Annotated in this window: 14 protein-coding genes; 8 read left to right on the top strand and 6 right to left on the bottom strand. The window is 59.4% G+C overall.

The window, feature by feature from the left end; all coding sequences use genetic code 11:
- The first annotated feature begins 1 nt into the window (after position 1).
- The 4 genes from V8J82_RS13325 to V8J82_RS13340 all read left to right on the top strand — a co-directional run bounded on the left by V8J82_RS13325 (position 2) and on the right by V8J82_RS13340 (position 6,519).
- A complete protein-coding gene (locus tag V8J82_RS13325) occupies positions 2-3,136 on the top strand; it encodes an efflux RND transporter permease subunit (RefSeq protein WP_339975852.1) in 3,135 nt (1,044 codons plus the stop codon).
- 115 nt (positions 3,137-3,251) lie between these two features.
- Positions 3,252-3,995 (top strand): MipA/OmpV family protein, encoded by a 744-nt coding sequence (locus V8J82_RS13330; protein WP_339975853.1) that lies wholly within the window; start codon positions 3,252-3,254, stop codon positions 3,993-3,995.
- Between the two features lie 29 nt (positions 3,996-4,024).
- Entirely contained in the window at positions 4,025-5,347 is a 1,323-nt protein-coding gene (locus tag V8J82_RS13335; RefSeq protein WP_339975854.1) for a S41 family peptidase, read from the top strand.
- A gap of 113 nt (positions 5,348-5,460) precedes the next feature.
- Positions 5,461-6,519 (top strand): serine hydrolase domain-containing protein, encoded by a 1,059-nt coding sequence (locus V8J82_RS13340; RefSeq protein WP_339975855.1) that lies wholly within the window; start codon positions 5,461-5,463, stop codon positions 6,517-6,519.
- Here V8J82_RS13340 and V8J82_RS13345 read toward each other — a convergent pair.
- The gene (locus V8J82_RS13345; RefSeq protein WP_339975856.1) at positions 6,516-6,980 is read right to left on the bottom strand and encodes a hypothetical protein; all 465 of its coding nucleotides are present in this window, start codon (positions 6,978-6,980) and stop codon (positions 6,516-6,518) included. The two genes, V8J82_RS13340 and V8J82_RS13345, sit on opposite strands and share 4 nt — an antisense overlap.
- Positions 6,981-7,008: 28 nt before the next feature.
- Positions 7,009-7,785, bottom strand: a complete 777-nt coding sequence (locus tag V8J82_RS13350) for an alpha/beta fold hydrolase (RefSeq protein WP_339975857.1) — start codon at positions 7,783-7,785, stop codon at positions 7,009-7,011.
- Positions 7,786-8,196: 411 nt separating this feature from the next.
- Between V8J82_RS13350 and V8J82_RS13355 the strand changes: the two genes are divergently transcribed.
- From V8J82_RS13355 to V8J82_RS13370, 4 genes are all read left to right on the top strand, one after another.
- On the top strand, positions 8,197-9,384 hold the full coding sequence (locus tag V8J82_RS13355) for a helix-turn-helix transcriptional regulator (protein ID WP_339975858.1): 1,188 nt from the start codon (positions 8,197-8,199) through the stop codon (positions 9,382-9,384).
- Positions 9,385-9,445: 61 nt separating this feature from the next.
- Positions 9,446-9,715, top strand: a complete 270-nt coding sequence (locus tag V8J82_RS13360) for an I78 family peptidase inhibitor (protein ID WP_339975859.1) — start codon at positions 9,446-9,448, stop codon at positions 9,713-9,715.
- Between the two features lie 322 nt (positions 9,716-10,037).
- On the top strand, positions 10,038-10,970 hold the full coding sequence (locus V8J82_RS13365; RefSeq protein ID WP_339975860.1) for a sulfotransferase family protein: 933 nt from the start codon (positions 10,038-10,040) through the stop codon (positions 10,968-10,970).
- Between the two features lie 551 nt (positions 10,971-11,521).
- On the top strand, positions 11,522-11,725 hold the full coding sequence (locus tag V8J82_RS13370; protein ID WP_339975861.1) for a hypothetical protein: 204 nt from the start codon (positions 11,522-11,524) through the stop codon (positions 11,723-11,725).
- A gap of 688 nt (positions 11,726-12,413) precedes the next feature.
- On the opposite strand, the gene V8J82_RS13375 is transcribed toward V8J82_RS13370, so the two are convergent.
- The 4 genes from V8J82_RS13375 to V8J82_RS13390 all read right to left on the bottom strand — a co-directional run bounded on the left by V8J82_RS13375 (position 12,414) and on the right by V8J82_RS13390 (position 17,902).
- Positions 12,414-14,555 carry an esterase-like activity of phytase family protein gene (locus V8J82_RS13375; RefSeq protein ID WP_339975862.1) on the bottom strand — a complete coding sequence of 714 codons (2,142 nt, stop codon included), beginning with the start codon at positions 14,553-14,555 and terminating at the stop codon, positions 12,414-12,416.
- A gap of 679 nt (positions 14,556-15,234) precedes the next feature.
- A complete protein-coding gene (locus V8J82_RS13380) occupies positions 15,235-15,858 on the bottom strand; it encodes a class I SAM-dependent methyltransferase (RefSeq protein WP_339975863.1) in 624 nt (207 codons plus the stop codon).
- A gap of 4 nt (positions 15,859-15,862) precedes the next feature.
- On the bottom strand, positions 15,863-17,089 hold the full coding sequence (locus tag V8J82_RS13385; RefSeq protein ID WP_339975864.1) for a BtaA family protein: 1,227 nt from the start codon (positions 17,087-17,089) through the stop codon (positions 15,863-15,865).
- Between the two features lie 15 nt (positions 17,090-17,104).
- Positions 17,105-17,902: a UDP-2,3-diacylglucosamine diphosphatase gene (locus tag V8J82_RS13390; RefSeq protein ID WP_339975865.1), complete on the bottom strand. Its 798-nt coding sequence runs from the start codon at positions 17,900-17,902 to the stop codon at positions 17,105-17,107.
- Positions 17,903-18,365 lie beyond the last annotated feature (463 nt).

An 18,365-nucleotide genomic window follows, 5' to 3' on the forward strand; every position in this document is an offset into this window, starting at 1 on the left:
CATGGTCACGCTTCCGTTCCGCCAGCCGCGCCTTGTCGCTCTTATCCTGATGGTGTTGATCTCGGCGGGCCTGTCCGCCTTTCTGTCCATCGGGCGACAAGAAGACCCGACAATCACCAATCTGTTCGCCACCGTGACGACGACCTTTCCGGGAGCTGATCCGGCGCGGGTGGAGGCATTGGTCACCGCGGAAATCGAGGAAGAACTGCGCGAGATTGCCGAAGTCGACACGATCACATCCGTCTCACGCACCGGCGTCTCTGTTGTCTCTGTCGAATTGCTCGAAACGTTGGACGAGACAACGATTGAACAAGTCTGGTCTGAGGCGCGAGATGCGGTGGAAGATGCCCGCAGAAGCTTTCCTGCCGGCGTCTTGGCGCCCGAATTCGACGCCGAAGGCATATCGGCCTACTCAGCCGTCGTGGCAATCCTGGCAGAGCACGACAACGTTCCGCTGACACTGACCCATGCCTACGCAGAAACGCTGGCCGACCGGTTGCGCTCCATCCCATCCACGCGCGCGGTCGACTTGTTCGGCGAACCGGAAGAGGAAGTGCTGGTCGAGATTGATCCGCAGGCTGCCGCCGCTTTGGGTTTGACGCCCGCCGAGATCTCGCAGCTCATTTCCGCCGCCGATGGCAAGGTACAGGCCGGGCAACTCGACGGCGAGGAAACCGGCCTGACCATCACGATTTCGGGCGAGATCGCCGCGCTCGACCGGTTGGGGCAGGTTGTCGTGCGCGAAGGAGCGCAAGGTGCGACCGTCACATTGGCGGACATCGCCGAGATCTCGCGCGGCCCGCGGGATCCGTCCACCGAACTGGCCTATGCCAATGGACAATCAGCTGTTCTGGTTGGGGTTCTGGCGCAAGACGATGTTCAGATCGATCGCTGGATGGGTTTTGTCCGCGATGAGTTGGCGGCTGGCGCTGCGTTGGTGCCACAAGGGTTGTCCGAGGTACTGATCTTCGATCAATCCACCTACACCGCTGACAGGTTGGCCGAGGTTGGTACAAATATGGCCATCGGCGTGGCCTTGGTTGTCGCGGTCTTGTTTGTCACGCTCGGGCTGCGCGCGGCAGCTATCGTGGCGCTGGTCCTCCCGGTGGTGTCGCTCGCGACAATTGCGACGATGAACGTTATCGGGCTGCCTATCCATCAGATGTCGGTGACCGGTTTGATCGTCGCGCTGGGCCTGCTGGTCGATGCGGCAATTGTGATGGTCGATGAAGTTCGACAACGCCTGGCGCGCGGTATGGCCCGTCAAGATGCTGTGGGCGATGCCGTCAAACGGCTCTCTGCACCGCTGCTGGCCTCGACCGTCACAACGGCGCTGTCCTTCACACCCATGATCTTGCTGCCGGGACCTGCGGGGGATTTCGTGGGCTCCATCGCGATTGCCGTGGTGATCATGTTGATCTGGTCGCTGTTCATCGCCCTGACGGTCACACCCGCCTTTGCGGGGTGGTTTATCAAATCCGGCGGTCGCGGAGGCGTGTCGATCGGGGTGCTGGGCCGCGTGTTCAACGCGTCTATCCGATGGTCAGTTCGCAACCCTTTGAAATCCATCGCGCTGTCGCTGATCCTGCCGATAATGGGCTTCGCAGCGTTCCCGACCTTGACGGCGCAATTCTTCCCTGGTGTGGATCGCGACCAATTCTACTTAGAAATCGAGATGCCGCCCGGCACTGCCTTGTCTCAGACCGCGGCCACCACGCGTGCCATCGATGCGGAGCTTTTGGCGCTGGATGGCATCGATCAGATTTATTGGTCTGTCGGCCAATCGGGCCCAGCTTTCTATTACAATATCACCGGTGGGCGCGCGCAGGAGCCGACCTATGCCATCGCCATGATCAAAACCGACACGCCGGAGGATGCGGCCCGCCTTGTCCCGTCGCTGCAGGCGCAGCTTGATGCGCGCTATCCCAGCGCCAGCATCATCGTGCGCGGCCTGGTCCAGGGCCCGCCCGTCGATGCGCCGATTGAGATACGCCTTGTTGGGCCCGATCTCTCGGTCTTGCGTGACTACGGTGATCAGGCGCGCGCGCTGATGGCAGACATTCCGATCGTCACCCAGGTGCGCACAGATGTGTCGGGCGGCGCGCCACAAATCCGGTTCAATATCGATGAAATTGCAGCGCGGCTTTTGGGGTTGAACATCACCGACATCGCCGCGCAATTGGACAACGGAATGACCGGCGTGACTGGTGGCAGCCTTGTTGAGGGCACTGATCAATTGCCGGTGCGCGTACGGTTCGACCAAGACGCTTACGTCGATATTGCGGCCCTGACGGATCTGCCGATCCTGTTGCCGGGAGCGACTGAGTTATCGGCCGATGGCGTTTTTCCCGCCGTGCCGTTGTCTGAACTGGCAACACCCGTTCTGGAGCCTGCCGAAAGCGTTATCTCGCGGCGCAACGGTGAACGCGTGAACACGGTCCAGGCCTTTATCGTCCCCGATGTCTTGCCCGAAGAGGCGTTGCAAGCGGTGTTGGTCGCCTTCGAAGAGGCTGCGTTCGAGCTTCCCTCCGGATACCGCATTGAGCTTGGCGGTGACAGCGATGCACGCTCAAGCACGGTCGGTAATCTGCTGGCCTCTGTCGGCCTGATCGTCACGCTGACCATCTCCACGATCGCGTTGACGTTCAACTCCTTCCGGCTGACGGCCATTTCGCTGGTCGTGTGTGTCCTGTCGGCGGGGTTGTCGATGTTGTCGCTGGCCGTGTTGCAATACCCGTTCGGGATCAATGCCATCATTGGGGTGATTGGATCTATCGGTGTGTCTATCAATGCGGCGATCATCATTCTGACGGGGCTGCAAGACGATCCAGAAGCGGCGCAGGGAGATCATGATGCGATGGCGCGTGTGGTCAGCCGGTCCAGTCGCCACATCATCTCAACGACGATCACAACCTTCGGAGGGTTCTTGCCGCTGATCCTTGGCGGCGGCGGGTTCTGGCCACCCTTCGCGGTGGCAATCGCGGGCGGCGTGTTGCTGTCGGCGGTGGTCTCGTTCTACTTCACCCCGCCGATGTTCAGCCTCGTCTACCGTCGCCGACAGAACCGAGACGACGCCTTAGGATTAGGGGCGGTGCCGAAATCCGCCACCGGCCCGATGATCCTCGCCGCGGAATAAGGCCCGTATGTCGACCGATAGATGGAGTGTTTGTCGTCTTTGCCGATAGAACAAGACGACAAACACGCGCGATATGTGGATAATCGCGCTTAATTGATAATCGAGCAGGTCTAGCATGAAACATAATCCGAAGGCGGCTATTTCTATAGCTGCGGCTTTGTCACTGGCCCATCCCTCAGCCGCGTTGGCGGACGGCACATGGACCGTGTTGCTCGGCGTCGGCGCGGGGTTGGGATACTACGAAGGCGACGACACCGAGGTTAATCCATTTCCCTATATTTCTTATGAAATCGATGGCCTCCAGGTTGGGCTTGGCGGTATCTCCTACACCCTTCCGGGCAGTGAGGTGCTTCAAGTCAGCTTTGGTGTCTCGCCGCGATTTGCACCCGATTTTCCGGATACGGATCTGTTCGATGGGCTGGATCGCGACATGACAGTCGAGGCGACGATTTCGGCAACCTATCAACTCGATGCCGGTCTGAGCGCCTCGGTGGGCTTCCGCCATGATCTGCTCGGGGAGCATGGGGGATATGTGTTGGAGGCTTCGGGCGCCCGCAGTTTTGCCGCCGGACCTGCCTTTGTGACCATGTCCGCAGGTGCGCGGCACCGCGACGACGACCTGAACGCATATCTCATCGGTGTCTCGAATGCTGAGGCAAGCGCACTTCGCCAAGCCTATGCACCCGGATCGACCACCACGCCATTTGGCGGTCTGTCGGTCACATTGCCGGTTGCAGAGAACCTGGCTGTTCTGGGCAATGCCGAATTCGAGTATCTTGGCGACAGCTACCGTGACAGCCCATTGGTGGAGAGACGGTTCTCCTCCTCGGTCAGCTTGGGCTTGGCCTACTCGTTTTGATTCCGACACCTGCCGTGGGGGGATCGAACATGCGCAAATCCCGATTGCAGATCACCGCTGCAAGCGCGTTCGCTTCGGCCCGAAGCCGATTGGTTTCTGGCATGGGCCGCGAAATGACGCTGTGCGCCTTTGGCCTGTTGGTTGGTCTGTCTTGTGCTCTGCCGGTTTCCGCGGATCAAAATCTTGTCGTCTTTGACGAGATCGCCGCGCGCGTGGAAGAGCAGTTTTATGATCCCGCGATGAACGGCCTCGATTGGGAGAACCATGTCGCGACATATCGGGCTCAGATCGACCCGGAGATGGAGGCAGAGGCTTTCGCGCGCATTGTCAACGATATGCTCGGTCATCTGGACGCCTCCCATACCGGCATCTACGTGCGTGACAGCCCGGAATGGTATCAACTCGCCGGTATCTTCCTGCCGGGCTATGCCGCGCTTGGCGCCGATCTGGCCCCGTATCTGATCGATGGAGCGCCGATCTATGCTGGGATCGGCATCCTCATCGAACGGCGACCCGAGGGCACATTTGTCATCGGGGTCCTTGATGGTCATCCCGCGGCCGAGGCGGGTGTTTTGGTTGGCGACCGGATCGTTTCGGTCGATGGTGCCCCGTTTCATCCGATCAGGTCCTTCGAGGGTCGCGTCAGACAGGTGAGCCAAATGACGGTCGAGCGCCGTCCAGGCGATTTGGTGTCGTTTGCGGTAACGCCAGTGGCGTTGGATGGGCGCACCATGTTCCAGGATGCCATGCATGCCAGCGCGCGGGTGTTTGAACGCGATGGTACGGCGATTGGTTACATCCGCGCCTGGTCATATGCCGGGCAATCCTATCAGGATATTCTGACGTCGGCGTTGCTCTATGGAGTGCTGAGCGAGACGCAGGCTCTGGTGTTCGATTTGCGGGGCGGTTGGGGCGGGGCAAATAGCAGCTACCTGAACCTGTTCGATGCGGACTCTCTAGAGATGACAAGCATTGGGCGGGACGGAGAAGCGCGCAGCTTTCCAAGCGCCTGGGATCGACCGGTTGTTCTGCTGATTGACGGGGGCACGCGCTCTGGCAAGGAAATCTTTGCCCACGGTTTTCGGACGCTTGGTCTTGGCCCAATCGTGGGTGAGACCAGCGCTGGTGCCGTTCTCGCGGGACGCATCACCGCGTTGGTGGATGGCACTCTGCTTTACGTCGCGGTTGCCGATACGCGGATCGACAATGTGCGTCTCGAAGGACAGGGTGTCGCGCCAGATTACGAGGTTCCGTTTGACCTGCCTTTCGCCGCCGGGCGGGATCCGCAACTCGACCATGCGATCGCGTTGGCGCACGATCTTGCCCAAGAACAAGTGGATGCCGCGCCGTGAGCGCTGCAGCGCGAATTGGCGCAAGCAGGTTTTGGGCGCGGCTTAAACTGCACGTATTGGCCCCGCTCTCGCTGCTGACAGGATCGCTGGTGATCTGCGGAGGTACTTTTGCGATGGCTGATACGATGCCCGACACCCCCGAAGCAGCGTTCGATGCGCTGTTCGACGACTACGCCGCGCGAGATCCGCGCTTTGCGATGACCGCGGCATTCGCCATCGGCGATCAGGCGCCGATCACGCGCGTCTCGGGCCCTCAGCACACACGCAGCGACGTTATGGTCGGCGCGGATGTGCTATGGCATATCGGATCAATCACCAAGTCGTTCACCGCGACGATCATCATGCGGCTGTCTGAGCGCGGATTGCTGGATATCGACGCGCCAATCGCAGGCTATCTTCCACAATACGCAGACAGCATGCATGAGGATTGGCAGGCGGTCACCCTGCGCCAATTGCTCAGCCATACAAGCGGCATCGTTGCCAATCCCTCGCGGTTCAGCGGGTTTCGCCGCAGCACACCCGATGGTATGGCGGGTCGCCTTGAGGTGCTCGAACGGCTGTGGTCGGCGCCGATTGAGCCCAATGAAGGGGCTTTTGCCTATTCCAATGTCGGATATGCCCTTGCCGGCTTGGTCGCAGAACAGGTCACGGGACACTCCTGGAACAGGCTGATCCAAGATGAAATCGCCGCTCCGTTTGGCCTGGAGAGCTTGGGGGTCGGGCCACCGACAGGTGATAATGTGCCTTGGGGGCATAGATCGATCTTGGGGTTGCGCTTTCCCGTGGACCCGACAGACCCGCGTGCCGACAATCCCGATTGGATGGGGCCTGCCGGTCGGTTGCATGCGTCGATATCCGACGTGATCCGATGGGGGCAATTGCATCTGCGGGCTTGTGCCGGGCAACGGCCAGACTTCTTGTCAGCAGAAAGCTGCGGCACGATGTGGGCGCCAAGAGAGGCCGATTATGGGCTGGGCTGGGGCATTCAGAGATCCGATGAATTCGACGCCACGTTGATCTGGCACAACGGGTCAAACACCAAATGGTACGCTGTTTTGGGGATGGTGCCTGAACGCGACCTTGTGGTGGCTGTGGCACTGAACACCTTCGATACAGAGACGGCCGAGGGGCTGTTCCACGATCTCGTCCTTGCGCTGCTTGGGGAGCCTTAAGGCGCGACATCCCCGCGTTGGATCAGCGACCGAATGCGCAGCGCATTTCGGGTCCGGTGCCGCCTGGTATAGACGAAACGTGCGAAACGGGCCGTGATCGCGCTGCGCCATCCGGCATCCACGACCACCATATCGCGCCATAGGCAGCCATCATTGGACGGCTGCACGCTAAGCCGATGGTCCCACCGCCGAATGCTTGGGTTGTGTTCCCGGCTTTGAACGATGCGCGCGCCCCGATCAAGACGCTCGACATGCATCACATGATTGCGAGTGTGAAACAGCCTCAACAACGTCACGTCCACATGCATCGTCTCGCCCTGCCGGATGTTTCGCTGCGGCAGGCCATCGTAGGTGGCCAGCCCGCGCATCGCCCGCGCCATCTCGGAGGGGTTCAACGCCGCTTCAAAGGTCGTGTCCGCATCTGTCTGGTAGGTTGCGTCGACGATGATCGTATAGGGCATTCCGTGTTCCACCTCAGGGTTTCGCACCTCAAGCGTCGATGGGCGCTAGGTCTGACGGCGGGGGCGCACCGCGCTGCCAGGCCGCGACGGTTTCCGCAAACAGATCAGGGTCTTCTCTGCACCAGGCATGGCCCAATCCGGGTACAATCCGCGCTGCGCAATTGGGCATCAGGCGTTGGAAGTCGTTCAGTGAGTATGTGATGGTGCTGTGCTCGCGCTCTCCGGCGATCACAAGCGTGGGTACAGGGATGGTTGGCAATAGATCGTAGACGTCGAAGACCGAAACCAGCCGGAACACCGAGCGCAATGTCCGCGGTGTCAAATTCGCGGCGCCATCCGCGCGGTCGTAAATGCTGCGATCCGTGATGCCGAGCGGTTCTGCCAGTTTTCGACGCACCACATGCAATCGGATCAATGGCGATATCACAGCCGCAAACAGGGTCATCAGGCGCCGTTGGGGTAGGGCGCCAAGATGCAGACCGCTTAACATCGCGCGCTGGATCAACTGCGGATGCCGGGCCATCAGGATCAGCCCGACATAGGCGCCAAAGGACAACCCGACCAAATGCACCGGCCCGCCCGGATATCTGTCGATGATCAACGCTGCGACCGCATCCGCGGCCTCTTCCAGTGTCGTCAGTTTGATCTCGCGCGAATAGCCATGGCCGGGAAGGTCGGGCAAGATGCAGCATAGGTCCGGCAGTCGGGCGGCGATGTCGCGCCACATCGTGCCCGAATAGCTGCCCGCATGCAGAAACAGCACCGGCGCGCCATTCTCGTTTCCCAGTTCGGTGAGGTGAAGCACGATGGGGCACCCTTCAAACACTGGCCCCAACAACCTAACTTGCGGAGCGTCTGAAGGTTTCTTAAAGTCTCGAAAGCCGTTCTGTAAGGGCAGCTTGTCCGAACGCCTTCTGCGCCGTCAGGTTTGGACAGACCCGTGTTTGGATCGCGGCCCTTCCCATGGCTTTCAGAACGGAACCGGTGTCGAGGCCATCCACGATTTGCGCACTAATAAATCAGAATCCGCTCTTGCGGTTGTTTGCTCCGGTCCAATCGGGCGATGCGGTGCGGTGCCCCGACGGCAGGTCAGCGCTGTCCGAACCGTCACGCATGTACAAGACAGCAAAGCTCACGGCGTTCATGCTATCCTCACGCCATGATAGCCCTGCGCGAACGACGTCGTCCGATGGCGGCGTGAACAAGGATTGCGGAAATGTTGAACTACGAGATGCTTGAGTCGGCCATCGAGGTGTCAGGCTTCGCAATCTCGTGCTTTGCGTTGATCTTGAGCGCGCTGCAGATCCGCCATTCACCGGTCTACACTCTGCTCGCTGTCTTGTTTCTGGCGCTTGTGATCAGCGATTTGTTTGACATGACGTCGTTCATGTTGATTGATCCGGCGCCGGAATTCCGGACCCGGGTTCTGATGATCTCCTATGCATCGTCGTTCTTCATCCCGCCCGCTTTGCTGGTCTATGTGCGCGCCTTGACGGGTGAGCCACTGTCGAGCGGTCGTCGCGAAACACTGTTGCATCTCACCCTGCCGGGTTTGTCTGTCCTGGTTGCGGTTGGCATTCTATTTCTGTCGGTCGAGTCCCAGAACGACATGCTGTGGGGGGGCACGAATGGCAGCGGGTCGGGCCTCAGCAGTGTCATCGGGCTTGCGCTGATTGTCTTGGTCTTCGCCTTTTACCTGCAATGTCTCACCTACGTGGTGTTAACGATGATGACACAGATCAAGCATCGCGAACGGTTGAAAGATCTATTTGCCAGCACCGAGCCCCATGAAATTCGCTGGATCACCGGGATGGCGGTTATTCTGGGCTCGTTTGCGGTTCTGAACCTGATCGCGTTGGTGTCGGATCCGCTTGCATCGCGGCCGCAGCTTTTGCCGCTGATCGACCGTACGCTGGAGCTTTTGATCGTCCTGACCCTTGGCATCTGGGGCTTGCGTCAATCGCCGGGCATCGCTGCTGGCGATCCGGTGGCTGAGGAAGCCGACCACGCCAGTCATGTGAAATATGAGAAAAGCGCCTTGAGCCCTGACCGCGCCGCGCGGATTTCAGACAAGCTGAAGGCCGCCATGGCGACGGAGCACCTGTTTCGGGATCCGAACCTGTCGCTGATGATCCTCTCCAAGCATATCGGCGTGTCGACCAATTACGTGTCCCAATCATTGAATGAGCATATGGGCGTTTCGTTCTTCGATTTCGTGAATACGTGCCGTGTCGAAGAGGCGAAGTCACTGATCCTGGCGGGCGAGCAGCCGGTGACGATCATCGCCTATGAGGTTGGGTTCAACTCCCGATCCTCTTTCTACACGGCGTTCAAGAAGAACACCGGCATGACGCCTAAGGAATTCAAGACCGCAGCCGACCTGGTCTCGGCGGAGACGGTCTGATGGCCAATCACTAAGCGCGGTCACCGCGCGACCATTCCCCCAAGTTCGCAAGGAACACGATATGCGAAGAACATTTCTACGACCGGAATTGTCCGCTCTTATTCTCGCACCCGCCATGATCCTGGCGGGATGCCAAGGCGAGGCGGACACATGCAATTCGGCTGGCTATTCCAGCCTCGTCGGGAGCAACATCGCAGCGGTTACCTTACCCGCCGACCTCAACATGCGCATTATCGGCCCAGACGATCTTGTGACGACCGATTTCGCCCCTGAGCGATTGAACATCGAAGTCGACGCCACGGGCACGATTCAACGGCTGACCTGTGGCTGAGGTCCAAGGCTCGTATTGAAGATGTGGCGGGCGTCCCAGGCTGTGCACGGCCATCCATCCGTGAACAAATCTAGGCGACTGACCGGGCGCCGTTGAAAGACGGGCTTGCGCAGTCGCCCCTGATCCATTCTGCGGCTCCGTTTTAGGTGAGGTGTGAAGATCGGAATGTGCCTCTTTATGCATCGCCCAAAGAGGTCAATTTCGCTGTTTTGCGACCTGCTTGGCGTTGTCTTGCCGACCTGATCGCGCTGCCCTTGTCTGCGACCCGGCGCTTGTGCCCTTTTGTGACGGTTGAGGCAGCAATCGACGCAAGGGCCAGTCCATGACACCGGATTTCATCATCGGAGGTGCGCCGAAATGCGGCACGACCTCACTTCATCAGATCCTCGACCGGCATCCCGACGTCTGGATGGCCAGGAACGAGATCTACTTTTTCGACGCGGATGATCCGATTGCGCATGGCGATTTTCTGGGCATGGACGGTCCGGATCTCGATTGGCGCGATCCGGCTGCCCCCGAGGTTCAAAGCTGGTACGAGGCCCGTTTCGCAGATGCGCCGCCCGGCGCCATGCTCGGGGAGGATACGACCACCTATCTGATGTCAGATGTCGCAGCCTTTCGCATCAAAGCGTCCAACCCGAAGACAAAAGTCATTTTCATGCTGCGCGATCCGGTGAAACGCGCGTTTTCGCAATACTGGCACCTGTTGCGCAGCGGTCGAACTTCTCTCTCCCTCGAAGAGGCGTTGAGCGCCGAGCATTCGATCATCCTTGGGTCGACCTATGCGCCAAGGCTGCGCCAGTTCCGTGACGCGCTGGGCCCGGACAACGTGCATGTCGTCCTGTTCGAAGCCTTCAATGCGAATAGACAGGCCGCTATCGATGAAGTGACGGGCTTTCTGGGGCTGTCGCCCATGTCCATCGAAGATGTCGAAACCTGGCACAACCGGACCCATTATCCCAAGCGCCTGCGCCGATTGCAGCGCCTGAACAGGGTGGGTCAGATCCTTGTGAAGTACCGCTATGCACGCCATTTTGGCGCGGGTACCCCACGAATGGCAAAGTTGGCACATCGCGCCTACAGGCGTTGGTTCCGCTATGTGTCGGAACGGGTCCTGACCGAGGATAAGCCCCCGGAAGCCATGCGCGACAAGACGCGGGACTATCTTCTGCGTCACCTGTCGGATCGCAATGCGGGTTTGTCCGAGATGATCGGCGTCGATCTTGCACGGTTTTGGCCCGGTTTTACGGGATAGGGATGTCGGTCTGGTGGGGTTCATGGGGGCGATGGGCGGGGAATTGGGTCAAGCGGCGCGGCTGGGATTGGAAATTGTTGGTCTGCTGACGACGCAAGCCCAAGATGCGATCCGACGGATGATTGGCACATCTCCTGTTTCTGACGCGTTCAGGATTTTCCCAAGGCGACGGGTCGGTGCATATCGTCCTGTCTCGTCACGGCGTTGAAAAGACGTGTCGGCGATAGAAGGCGGGCAAACTGGGTCCTCGCGATCTTGGTCTAGTGTTGAGCAAGCGCGATAATGTTTTTCACGCTTCGAAAAGCATCCTTCAGGTCATTCTGCGCAAAGCCACCAAAAGTAAGCCGCAACGCCTGTGGGACTGCCGCAATGGTCACAAAGGGCTCGGCGCCGGACGCGGAAACGCCTGATGGGTCGGTAGGTTTGCACCCGGAGCTAGTTTTCCGCTCTGGAACGCGCTTGAGACCATATCGGCAAGCCGGATGTATCGTACTCTCGCCACATGCTCGCTCTATCGAGTGCACTATGAAAACTATCATATATATTTTGCCATGGCAGTTCGGCTCTTCACGGTGACCTTTGCGGTAAACCTGCAACCGCTACTCTGCGATGCCTGTGCCGCTGAAAGCGATGCGGGGGTGATGGCGGTGACGGTTGCGTTTGCGGCCTATGTTAGGGGGCTCACGCCGACCCTGTTACTGCCTTGCGGGCTGTCGGATCTCATTTGCGCCGGGCTCCAATTGCATGGGCACTGATCCTCGGGGTCGTGGCGACAGCGCGTCTCGGGCAGATGCCAGGCTGGCCAAGTCTGGTGATCGCACGCTTTCTGCTTGGGATTGGAACCCGCCTCGCGACGATCACCGGGGCGGCCTGCATGACGGAAGTTCTGCGGTCGGATCGCGCGAAAACGCGACTTACTTCGTGACCTCCGCGAGATTGCTTGGCTTTCGCAGCGGCGCGCTGACGACCGGCATCAGTCTTAGCATTTCGGCACCAACGCTTTTTCCTGCCAGCTGCCTTGGCCTGTTTGTGGCGGCGCTGCTCCCGGCGGTGACTACCCTTGGGTTGCCTCGCATCGACAAATCCTAGCCTGTCTCGCTCCTGCGCCTGCCGGTTTTCCCGGTCAGGACATAGCGCTTCGGAGTGGCAATGGCGCTCGTCTGGTCCACAACCGGCATGACCATCGCCGTTACTCCCCTAGAGCTTGCCGCCCGTCATATCTCTTGCTGGTGAGTAGGTAGGAGCGGGATGGCGGAGAGAGAGAACCCGAGATGTGCAGCGAAACGGGTTGGGCAGCGGCCGCGACCTTAATCCTGAACCGGGAAAGCTAAGATAGTTCACTGCCTGTTTCACCGGTCTTGACCACCCAATCGAAGAACAGGACATAGAGAGACCCCCCGCAATACACCATTGCGGGGGCTCCAGATCCTAGGATGCCTTGGGTTACTGCGCTGGGATCGCGAAGAACATCGTCTCCCCGGAATGGTCGTCTACGCCATCATTGTCGGTCGAGACCCACAAGGTTCCGTCCGCCGCAATTGCCAGACCTTCGACCTTGTCGAGGACGTAGCCACCGGTGGAGGTGAGGTAGGGCAACAGGTCAACCACCAGTTCCGGTTCAAGAATAGCGGGCGTTTCACCCAAGCTCACCATGGCGTCCATCGCGCTCAGCGGTACGCGCGTGATGATTTTTGTCACGGCACGGTCATAGTGCTGATTGTCCCGTTCAATGAAGTAGACAAAGTCGCCATGGGCCACGATCTCGCTGAGACCAACCCAACCGGTCTCCGGCTCGGTCAGCGGGTAGTGGATGACCGACCATTCCTCGGTTTCCAAATCGTAGCCCAGAACCTTGGCGTGGTTGTCGGGGTCATCCCGCCATTCCCGTTGCACGGCGATGTAGAGCACATCCCCGACGCGTGTGATGCCCTCGAAGCCGAAGCGGCGCTCAACCGCCAGCAACTCGTCCGGCAGCGCGATATAATCTTCGATCGCACCATCTGCACCGACATGGTAGATCGCATGGGGCACCAAACGATCCGAGCGGCCTTCGGACGCGATCCAAAAGCCGCCATCTCCGTCCAGTGCGATGCCCTCCATATCGATCAACTGTGCCGGTTGCCCTTCACGGGTGACACGGATGGCATCCACGATCTGCGCGGGCGTTTGTGACACATCGATGTGGAAGATGGTGGGCTGCATGCTGTAGAAGCTGTCCGAGACAGCGTAGATTGTGCCGTCCTCGGCCATCACCTGGCCCGAAATCGCGCCCCAACCCGTCAGTTCGGCCATGCCAGCCGAGGTCAGATGCGGGTAGGATGCCGGCGCGTCCTGATACTCAAAGATCATCACATGCGCCCGCGCGCCTGCATCGTCCACTTCGTTGGCCGAAACCAGGAGGTTACGCTCGGGAATGGTGACATAACCTTCCGGCCCGATACCCGACGACAGTAGCTGTTCCAGCACCGGATTGGCCGGATCGGTGATATCATAGACACCGACGATCGAGGCCCGTTCCGCGCCGACGAAAACATAAGGTGTCTCGCCATAGACGCCGAAGGTGACACTTTCGGGTTCAACCCCTTTGTTGCCTGAGCGCTCTTCCGGATAATGACCGACCGAGATGATCGCATGTTCGAAGGACGTGCCGCTGTCGTAGATGACCTCGCCATCCTGGCTGAAGATCGTCCAACCGCGCGAGCCGCCGTCCATATCGCCCTCATTGGCCATCGCGAAATGCGTATCATCGATCCAGGTGATGCTGTCGGGCTCGCGGGGGACGGTGATCGTCTGATCGAAGATCAGCGCACCTTCCTCTTCGGTGTCGACACCGTCCAGAGTGACCTCTCCGGCGGAGAAATGGTTCAAGACCTCCCCGGCAGAGGACAAGACGACGATGTGATTGTTTTCCTGAAGGGTCACCACAACTTCGTTTTCGCCGTTGATGGAGACGAATTCAGGCTCCGGATCGTCAGGCGCGATATCGGCAAGGCCAGTGATATCGGCCACACGCGCCGTGTCACACGCGATCAACCCGTCGGCGGTCAGGTCGACCATGAAGACTGAGCCCGCGGGCATCTGACCGACACGGCCATCACCAAGATCCTCGTCGCGTTCGTTTTCGATGGCCACAGCCAGGAAGGTGCCGTCTGGCGATATGCCCACGCTGTCGGGCTGACCGGGCAAATCGCAACGGCCTACTTCGGCTTGTGTGGTGATGTCGATTTCCACCAGAAAACCCGAAGGCTCGGTATAGCTGGCCGATGTGTTCACGCCAGCCAGCGCGTAATTGCCAATCACCGAGACGGAGGTCGGCTCGCCATCGGGCATGAACACGCCTGCGGCGACCGGGTTGGCCGGATCGGTGATGTCGATGAACCCGATCGAGCCACCGGGGCTGTCGGTGTAGACTAATGTCATCCCGTCGGCGGTTGCCGCGATGATCTCGGCCGAGGTTTCTTCTGCCTCGGGCAAATTGTCAGCCACAGTGAATGAGGCGATGCGGTTGAAATTCATGTCTTGCGCGAACGCGGGCGCGGCAAGAAGGGCAAGGGCCGACGTCATCGTCAGCGCGCGGTATGTCATTCGAAAGGTCCCCTGTGAAATACCAACAATCGGTGCGCCGTTCCGCACCTGTGGGACCCGTCCATCACACAACTGTAACAGCCCGATGAAGGCGGCCTCGATCTGTTGTCGACAGCCATAGCTCTCCGCGATTGGCGCCGTGCTCGCCCAACCTCTGCGGGCACTCATGCGGCTTTGGCGTCCTAAAGAGGCTTGGGGTGGATGGGAGATGAGAGAAATAATTCCGGCTCAATCGGGCCCACCGAACATAAGCGCGTCTTCGACCAGTTCGCCATTCCGTGTAGAGTGATCACAATGGGTTCCCACGCGACCCCGCCCTTGCGAACGGTTTCCGGGACCACTTCGCACCGGTCACCCCATGGATGACTTCATCGGCAGCTGCATCTGATGGTGGCGAAATCCGTGCACAGCGGGGATCAAGGCGCGCTATCTCCTCGATGCAGGTGACATTGCTGCGAGTGCGTCGTCGCGCGAGAGCTCGGTGATCGAAGACGTGAATCATACGCCTGATATCGCCGCCAGATGTCTCTACGCGTTTGCGGCCGAACTTTGTAAACGGTCGCGCGCTGGCTTTGGCGCTGATAGCTCTGACGATCCCGAACTATCCCAAATGCAGCGGACGCCGCGTGCGCATTGCTGAAACGCTCACCTCGTCTCGTATTTTTGCTTGGCAACTGCCTTACCCTTTCATCAGGCACGCATATTGTGCGTAGCTCCGCAGGAGAGGTCGGTGGGTGAAGTCTGCTTTGTCTTGTTGAGCCAGGAATGCGGGCAAGCTGTCGCGTGGAGTGACATGAAACTGGTCGAGCCATGTGCGAAGACGCCGATCGAACCAACGGGGCAGGCGTGACTGATCGCCGAAATCGACGATATGCAGCTGCCCACCCGGCGCAAGATGGTTCAAAGCTTCTGCAATCGCGCTCTCCCAATCCGGGATCATCGAAATGCAATAGGACATGAGAATGCGATCGAATTGTGGCTGATCGAACATCGCGACGGGGTCGAAATCGTAGGCGTCACCCAATGCCAATTTCGCGCGATCCCCCAGCTTCGCCTCTGCGGAGCGCAGCATTTGGGATGAAATGTCCAGGCCATATAGGTGCCGGCCAGGATGGCGGGCATCTATCTGATCCAGATTGCGTCCCGTCCCACAGGCGATTTCCAGCACATGCGCATTGGGGCCAGGTCGAATTTGGCGCAGCGCGTGATCGCGGCCCAGAAGGTAGTATTTGCGTGTCACATCGTAGATCAGTCTTTGCCGGCGATAGACCTGATCCATGAGCGCGCCATGCGTTTCGGTCATCGTGTCATCCTACAAAATGATACACGTGAAAGCCGCCATAGATGGCAGAACGATCATTGGCGAACCCTTCTGCAGAAGCGTCTGCTTGATAAGACCAGCGGCGCAGGGTTGCCTCTGAAACGCGGCCGGGCAGAATGTCGTCCCGCCCCCCGGTGCGGAAGATCACCCGTGCGCCGGGCGCAGCGGTGCGTGTGATTTCATTCCACAACGCATTTAGTTGATCGTCATTCATCCAATCCTGCGCATCCAGCAGGGCATAGGCCTGCTTCGATCCGTTCGGTTGCTGCATCAGCACATCGGTGAGGGATCTGTTCAGCACCTTTACCCGCGCGGCGTTGGCGCGGACGGTCTCAAAGTGCCGGGCTTGCAAATGGGGTGGCAGCGAGGCGTCCGGGGTGGGCTGGTAGCCTCGGTGTGCTGCTTGCCATGCAAAGTAATTGTCTGCGATGGGGAAATCGCAGAATAACTTGCGTGTGCGCTCTTTCAGGACCGCAACAATGTCGCCGTCTGCATCCGCGGCCAGTTTGTCATATTGTGCAGGCGGTATGCCAAGCCCAAACAGCGCCGCCCGCCGCTTGGCCAGAAACTGGACGAGCCGACTATCATAGAGCGGCGCGATCTGCGTGTCGAAGAACGCTGCCTGTTCGTCCAATGTCCGGGCCGCCAATAGCGGCGCGAAATCGACCCCGGCGACTCTGGCAACCAAATGGATCGCGCCGATAAACCGACCGAGCAGACCATGGCGGTACAGCCCACGCGCCAGCATCCTTTTGCGCGGTCCGGTCAAGGTCAAACCGTTCCAATAGTCCCGCGTTTCCTCATCCAGATGCGGCGCGATATAGGTGTCGAAAGCGTCGACATTGTCGGCTTGATCACCGCGTCCCAACATCGCGAACATGGTGGCGTGTCCCGGCGCGTGACACATCGTTGCCAGTTTCAGTTTGTTCAGCATCACATGGGCAGGCGACAGATCGACCGCCGTGATCGATGCAGGATTGGCCGTGAGATAGGACAACACATTGCAGCCACCCGATGCGATGCAGACCACGTTATCGTCAGGGCCCAATTGCAGAGCCTTCATATCAACCACCGGATCCTCCCAAATCTGGGCATAGACCAGGCCGCGAAACAGACGGGCAAAGCCGCGTTCCAACAGGCCGTCCCGGGTCAGCGTGGCGTTCTGGTTGATCGCTTGGCCGAGTTGTTCGGTCACGGTCACCGCGGATGTCATGGCTCTTTCTCCTGACTAGCTGTCCAATCTGGCCAGCGCTGATGATTTCTTTGATCCGCGGCGGGGGCGTGGGGGTGCTGCGCGCTCTTCCCAGTCGATCAGTTCGATCTTCCCGGTGGGATATTCGACAATCGCCGTGCAGCTCTCGACCCAATCCCCCGTGTTGATATATGCGATGCCTTGGATCTGCCGGATGTTGGCGTGGTGGATATGGCCGCAGATGACACCGTCATAGCCGCCGCGCTTTGCTTCCTCGGCCAGCACGTCTTCGTACTGGCCGATGAAATTGACCGCCGTCTTCACCTGTCGCTTGGCCCATTTTGACAGTGACCAATATTGTCCGCCCCACAGCCCGCGCAGGCGGTTGATCTTGGGGTTCATCCAAATCATGAAGTCGTAGGCCGCGTCGCCGAAATGGGCGAGCCACTTCGCATTCATCACAACGGTATCGAATTGATCACCATGTGTAACCAGGTAGCGTTTGCCGGTGATGCCGGTGAAATCGGCGGTTCGCATCACCTCAATCCCACCGAAATGCGTGCCAAGATAGTTGCGCATCACCTCATCATGGTTGCCGGGTACAAAAATGATGTGTGTGCCGCGATGCGCTTTGTCCAAAAGCGTCTGGATGACGTTGTTATGGCTCTGCGGCCAATGCCAGCCGCGCCGACTGATCGCCCAGCCATCGAAGATGTCGCCAACCAGATAGATGGTGCTGGCATCGTGGCTGCGTAAGAAGGTGACCAAAAGGTCGACGCGACACCCGCGCGTGCCCAAGTGGATGTCGGAGATGAAGAGCGTGCGATACAGCATGGCCGATACTTTGGTCGTCGTCCCGCCCTTGGCCTAAGCGCGTGATGTGACGATGGCATGACGATTGGGGATGAGGGGCGGGCGCTGTGCCCGTGGCTACGGATGTTTTCCAATCCATGGGCTTTGCGAGCTCGCGCCCGGATCCTTCGCGCGCATCCGATGATCCGCTCTATGTACGTAGTGACACAGACAGTTTACGCGCAGACACGCTCAACGCGCGGGCGCCATTGAGGGTCGACAAATCGGGGTTGGCACAGGGCGCCTCAGCGGCGGCTCAAAGGGCGGCGCCGCCGCAGCCTGTCGAGGCTTGGATCTGGGCCATTGTTCATCAAACCGGGAAATCTTTGTTCTGCTGACACTAGATCAATCAGGTAAAACAAATACTTGGGAGGCGCGCGTGTGGGCCTTTTCGGAACTCAGGTCCAAATCGTCCGAACCATTGCAAGAGTGATCTAAAGTTGGC

The organism is Gymnodinialimonas mytili (assembly GCF_037544085.1).
In the GTDB taxonomy this organism is placed as follows: domain Bacteria; phylum Pseudomonadota; class Alphaproteobacteria; order Rhodobacterales; family Rhodobacteraceae; genus Gymnodinialimonas; species Gymnodinialimonas mytili.

Coding starts and splice junctions, on each gene's coding strand:
- V8J82_RS13385 (WP_339975864.1), bottom strand. CDS start 17,089: ATGACATCCGCGGTGACCGTGACCGAACAACTCGGCCAAGCGATCAAC.
- V8J82_RS13330 (WP_339975853.1), top strand. CDS start 3,252: ATGAAACATAATCCGAAGGCGGCTATTTCTATAGCTGCGGCTTTGTCA.
- V8J82_RS13345 (WP_339975856.1), bottom strand. CDS start 6,980: ATGCCCTATACGATCATCGTCGACGCAACCTACCAGACAGATGCGGAC.
- V8J82_RS13375 (WP_339975862.1), bottom strand. CDS start 14,555: ATGACATACCGCGCGCTGACGATGACGTCGGCCCTTGCCCTTCTTGCC.
- V8J82_RS13370 (WP_339975861.1), top strand. CDS start 11,522: ATGGCAGTTCGGCTCTTCACGGTGACCTTTGCGGTAAACCTGCAACCG.
- V8J82_RS13340 (WP_339975855.1), top strand. CDS start 5,461: ATGGCTGATACGATGCCCGACACCCCCGAAGCAGCGTTCGATGCGCTG.
- V8J82_RS13380 (WP_339975863.1), bottom strand. CDS start 15,858: ATGACCGAAACGCATGGCGCGCTCATGGATCAGGTCTATCGCCGGCAA.
- V8J82_RS13335 (WP_339975854.1), top strand. CDS start 4,025: ATGCGCAAATCCCGATTGCAGATCACCGCTGCAAGCGCGTTCGCTTCG.
- V8J82_RS13365 (WP_339975860.1), top strand. CDS start 10,038: ATGACACCGGATTTCATCATCGGAGGTGCGCCGAAATGCGGCACGACC.
- V8J82_RS13360 (WP_339975859.1), top strand. CDS start 9,446: ATGCGAAGAACATTTCTACGACCGGAATTGTCCGCTCTTATTCTCGCA.
- V8J82_RS13325 (WP_339975852.1), top strand. CDS start 2: ATGGTCACGCTTCCGTTCCGCCAGCCGCGCCTTGTCGCTCTTATCCTG.
- V8J82_RS13390 (WP_339975865.1), bottom strand. CDS start 17,902: ATGCTGTATCGCACGCTCTTCATCTCCGACATCCACTTGGGCACGCGC.
- V8J82_RS13355 (WP_339975858.1), top strand. CDS start 8,197: ATGTTGAACTACGAGATGCTTGAGTCGGCCATCGAGGTGTCAGGCTTC.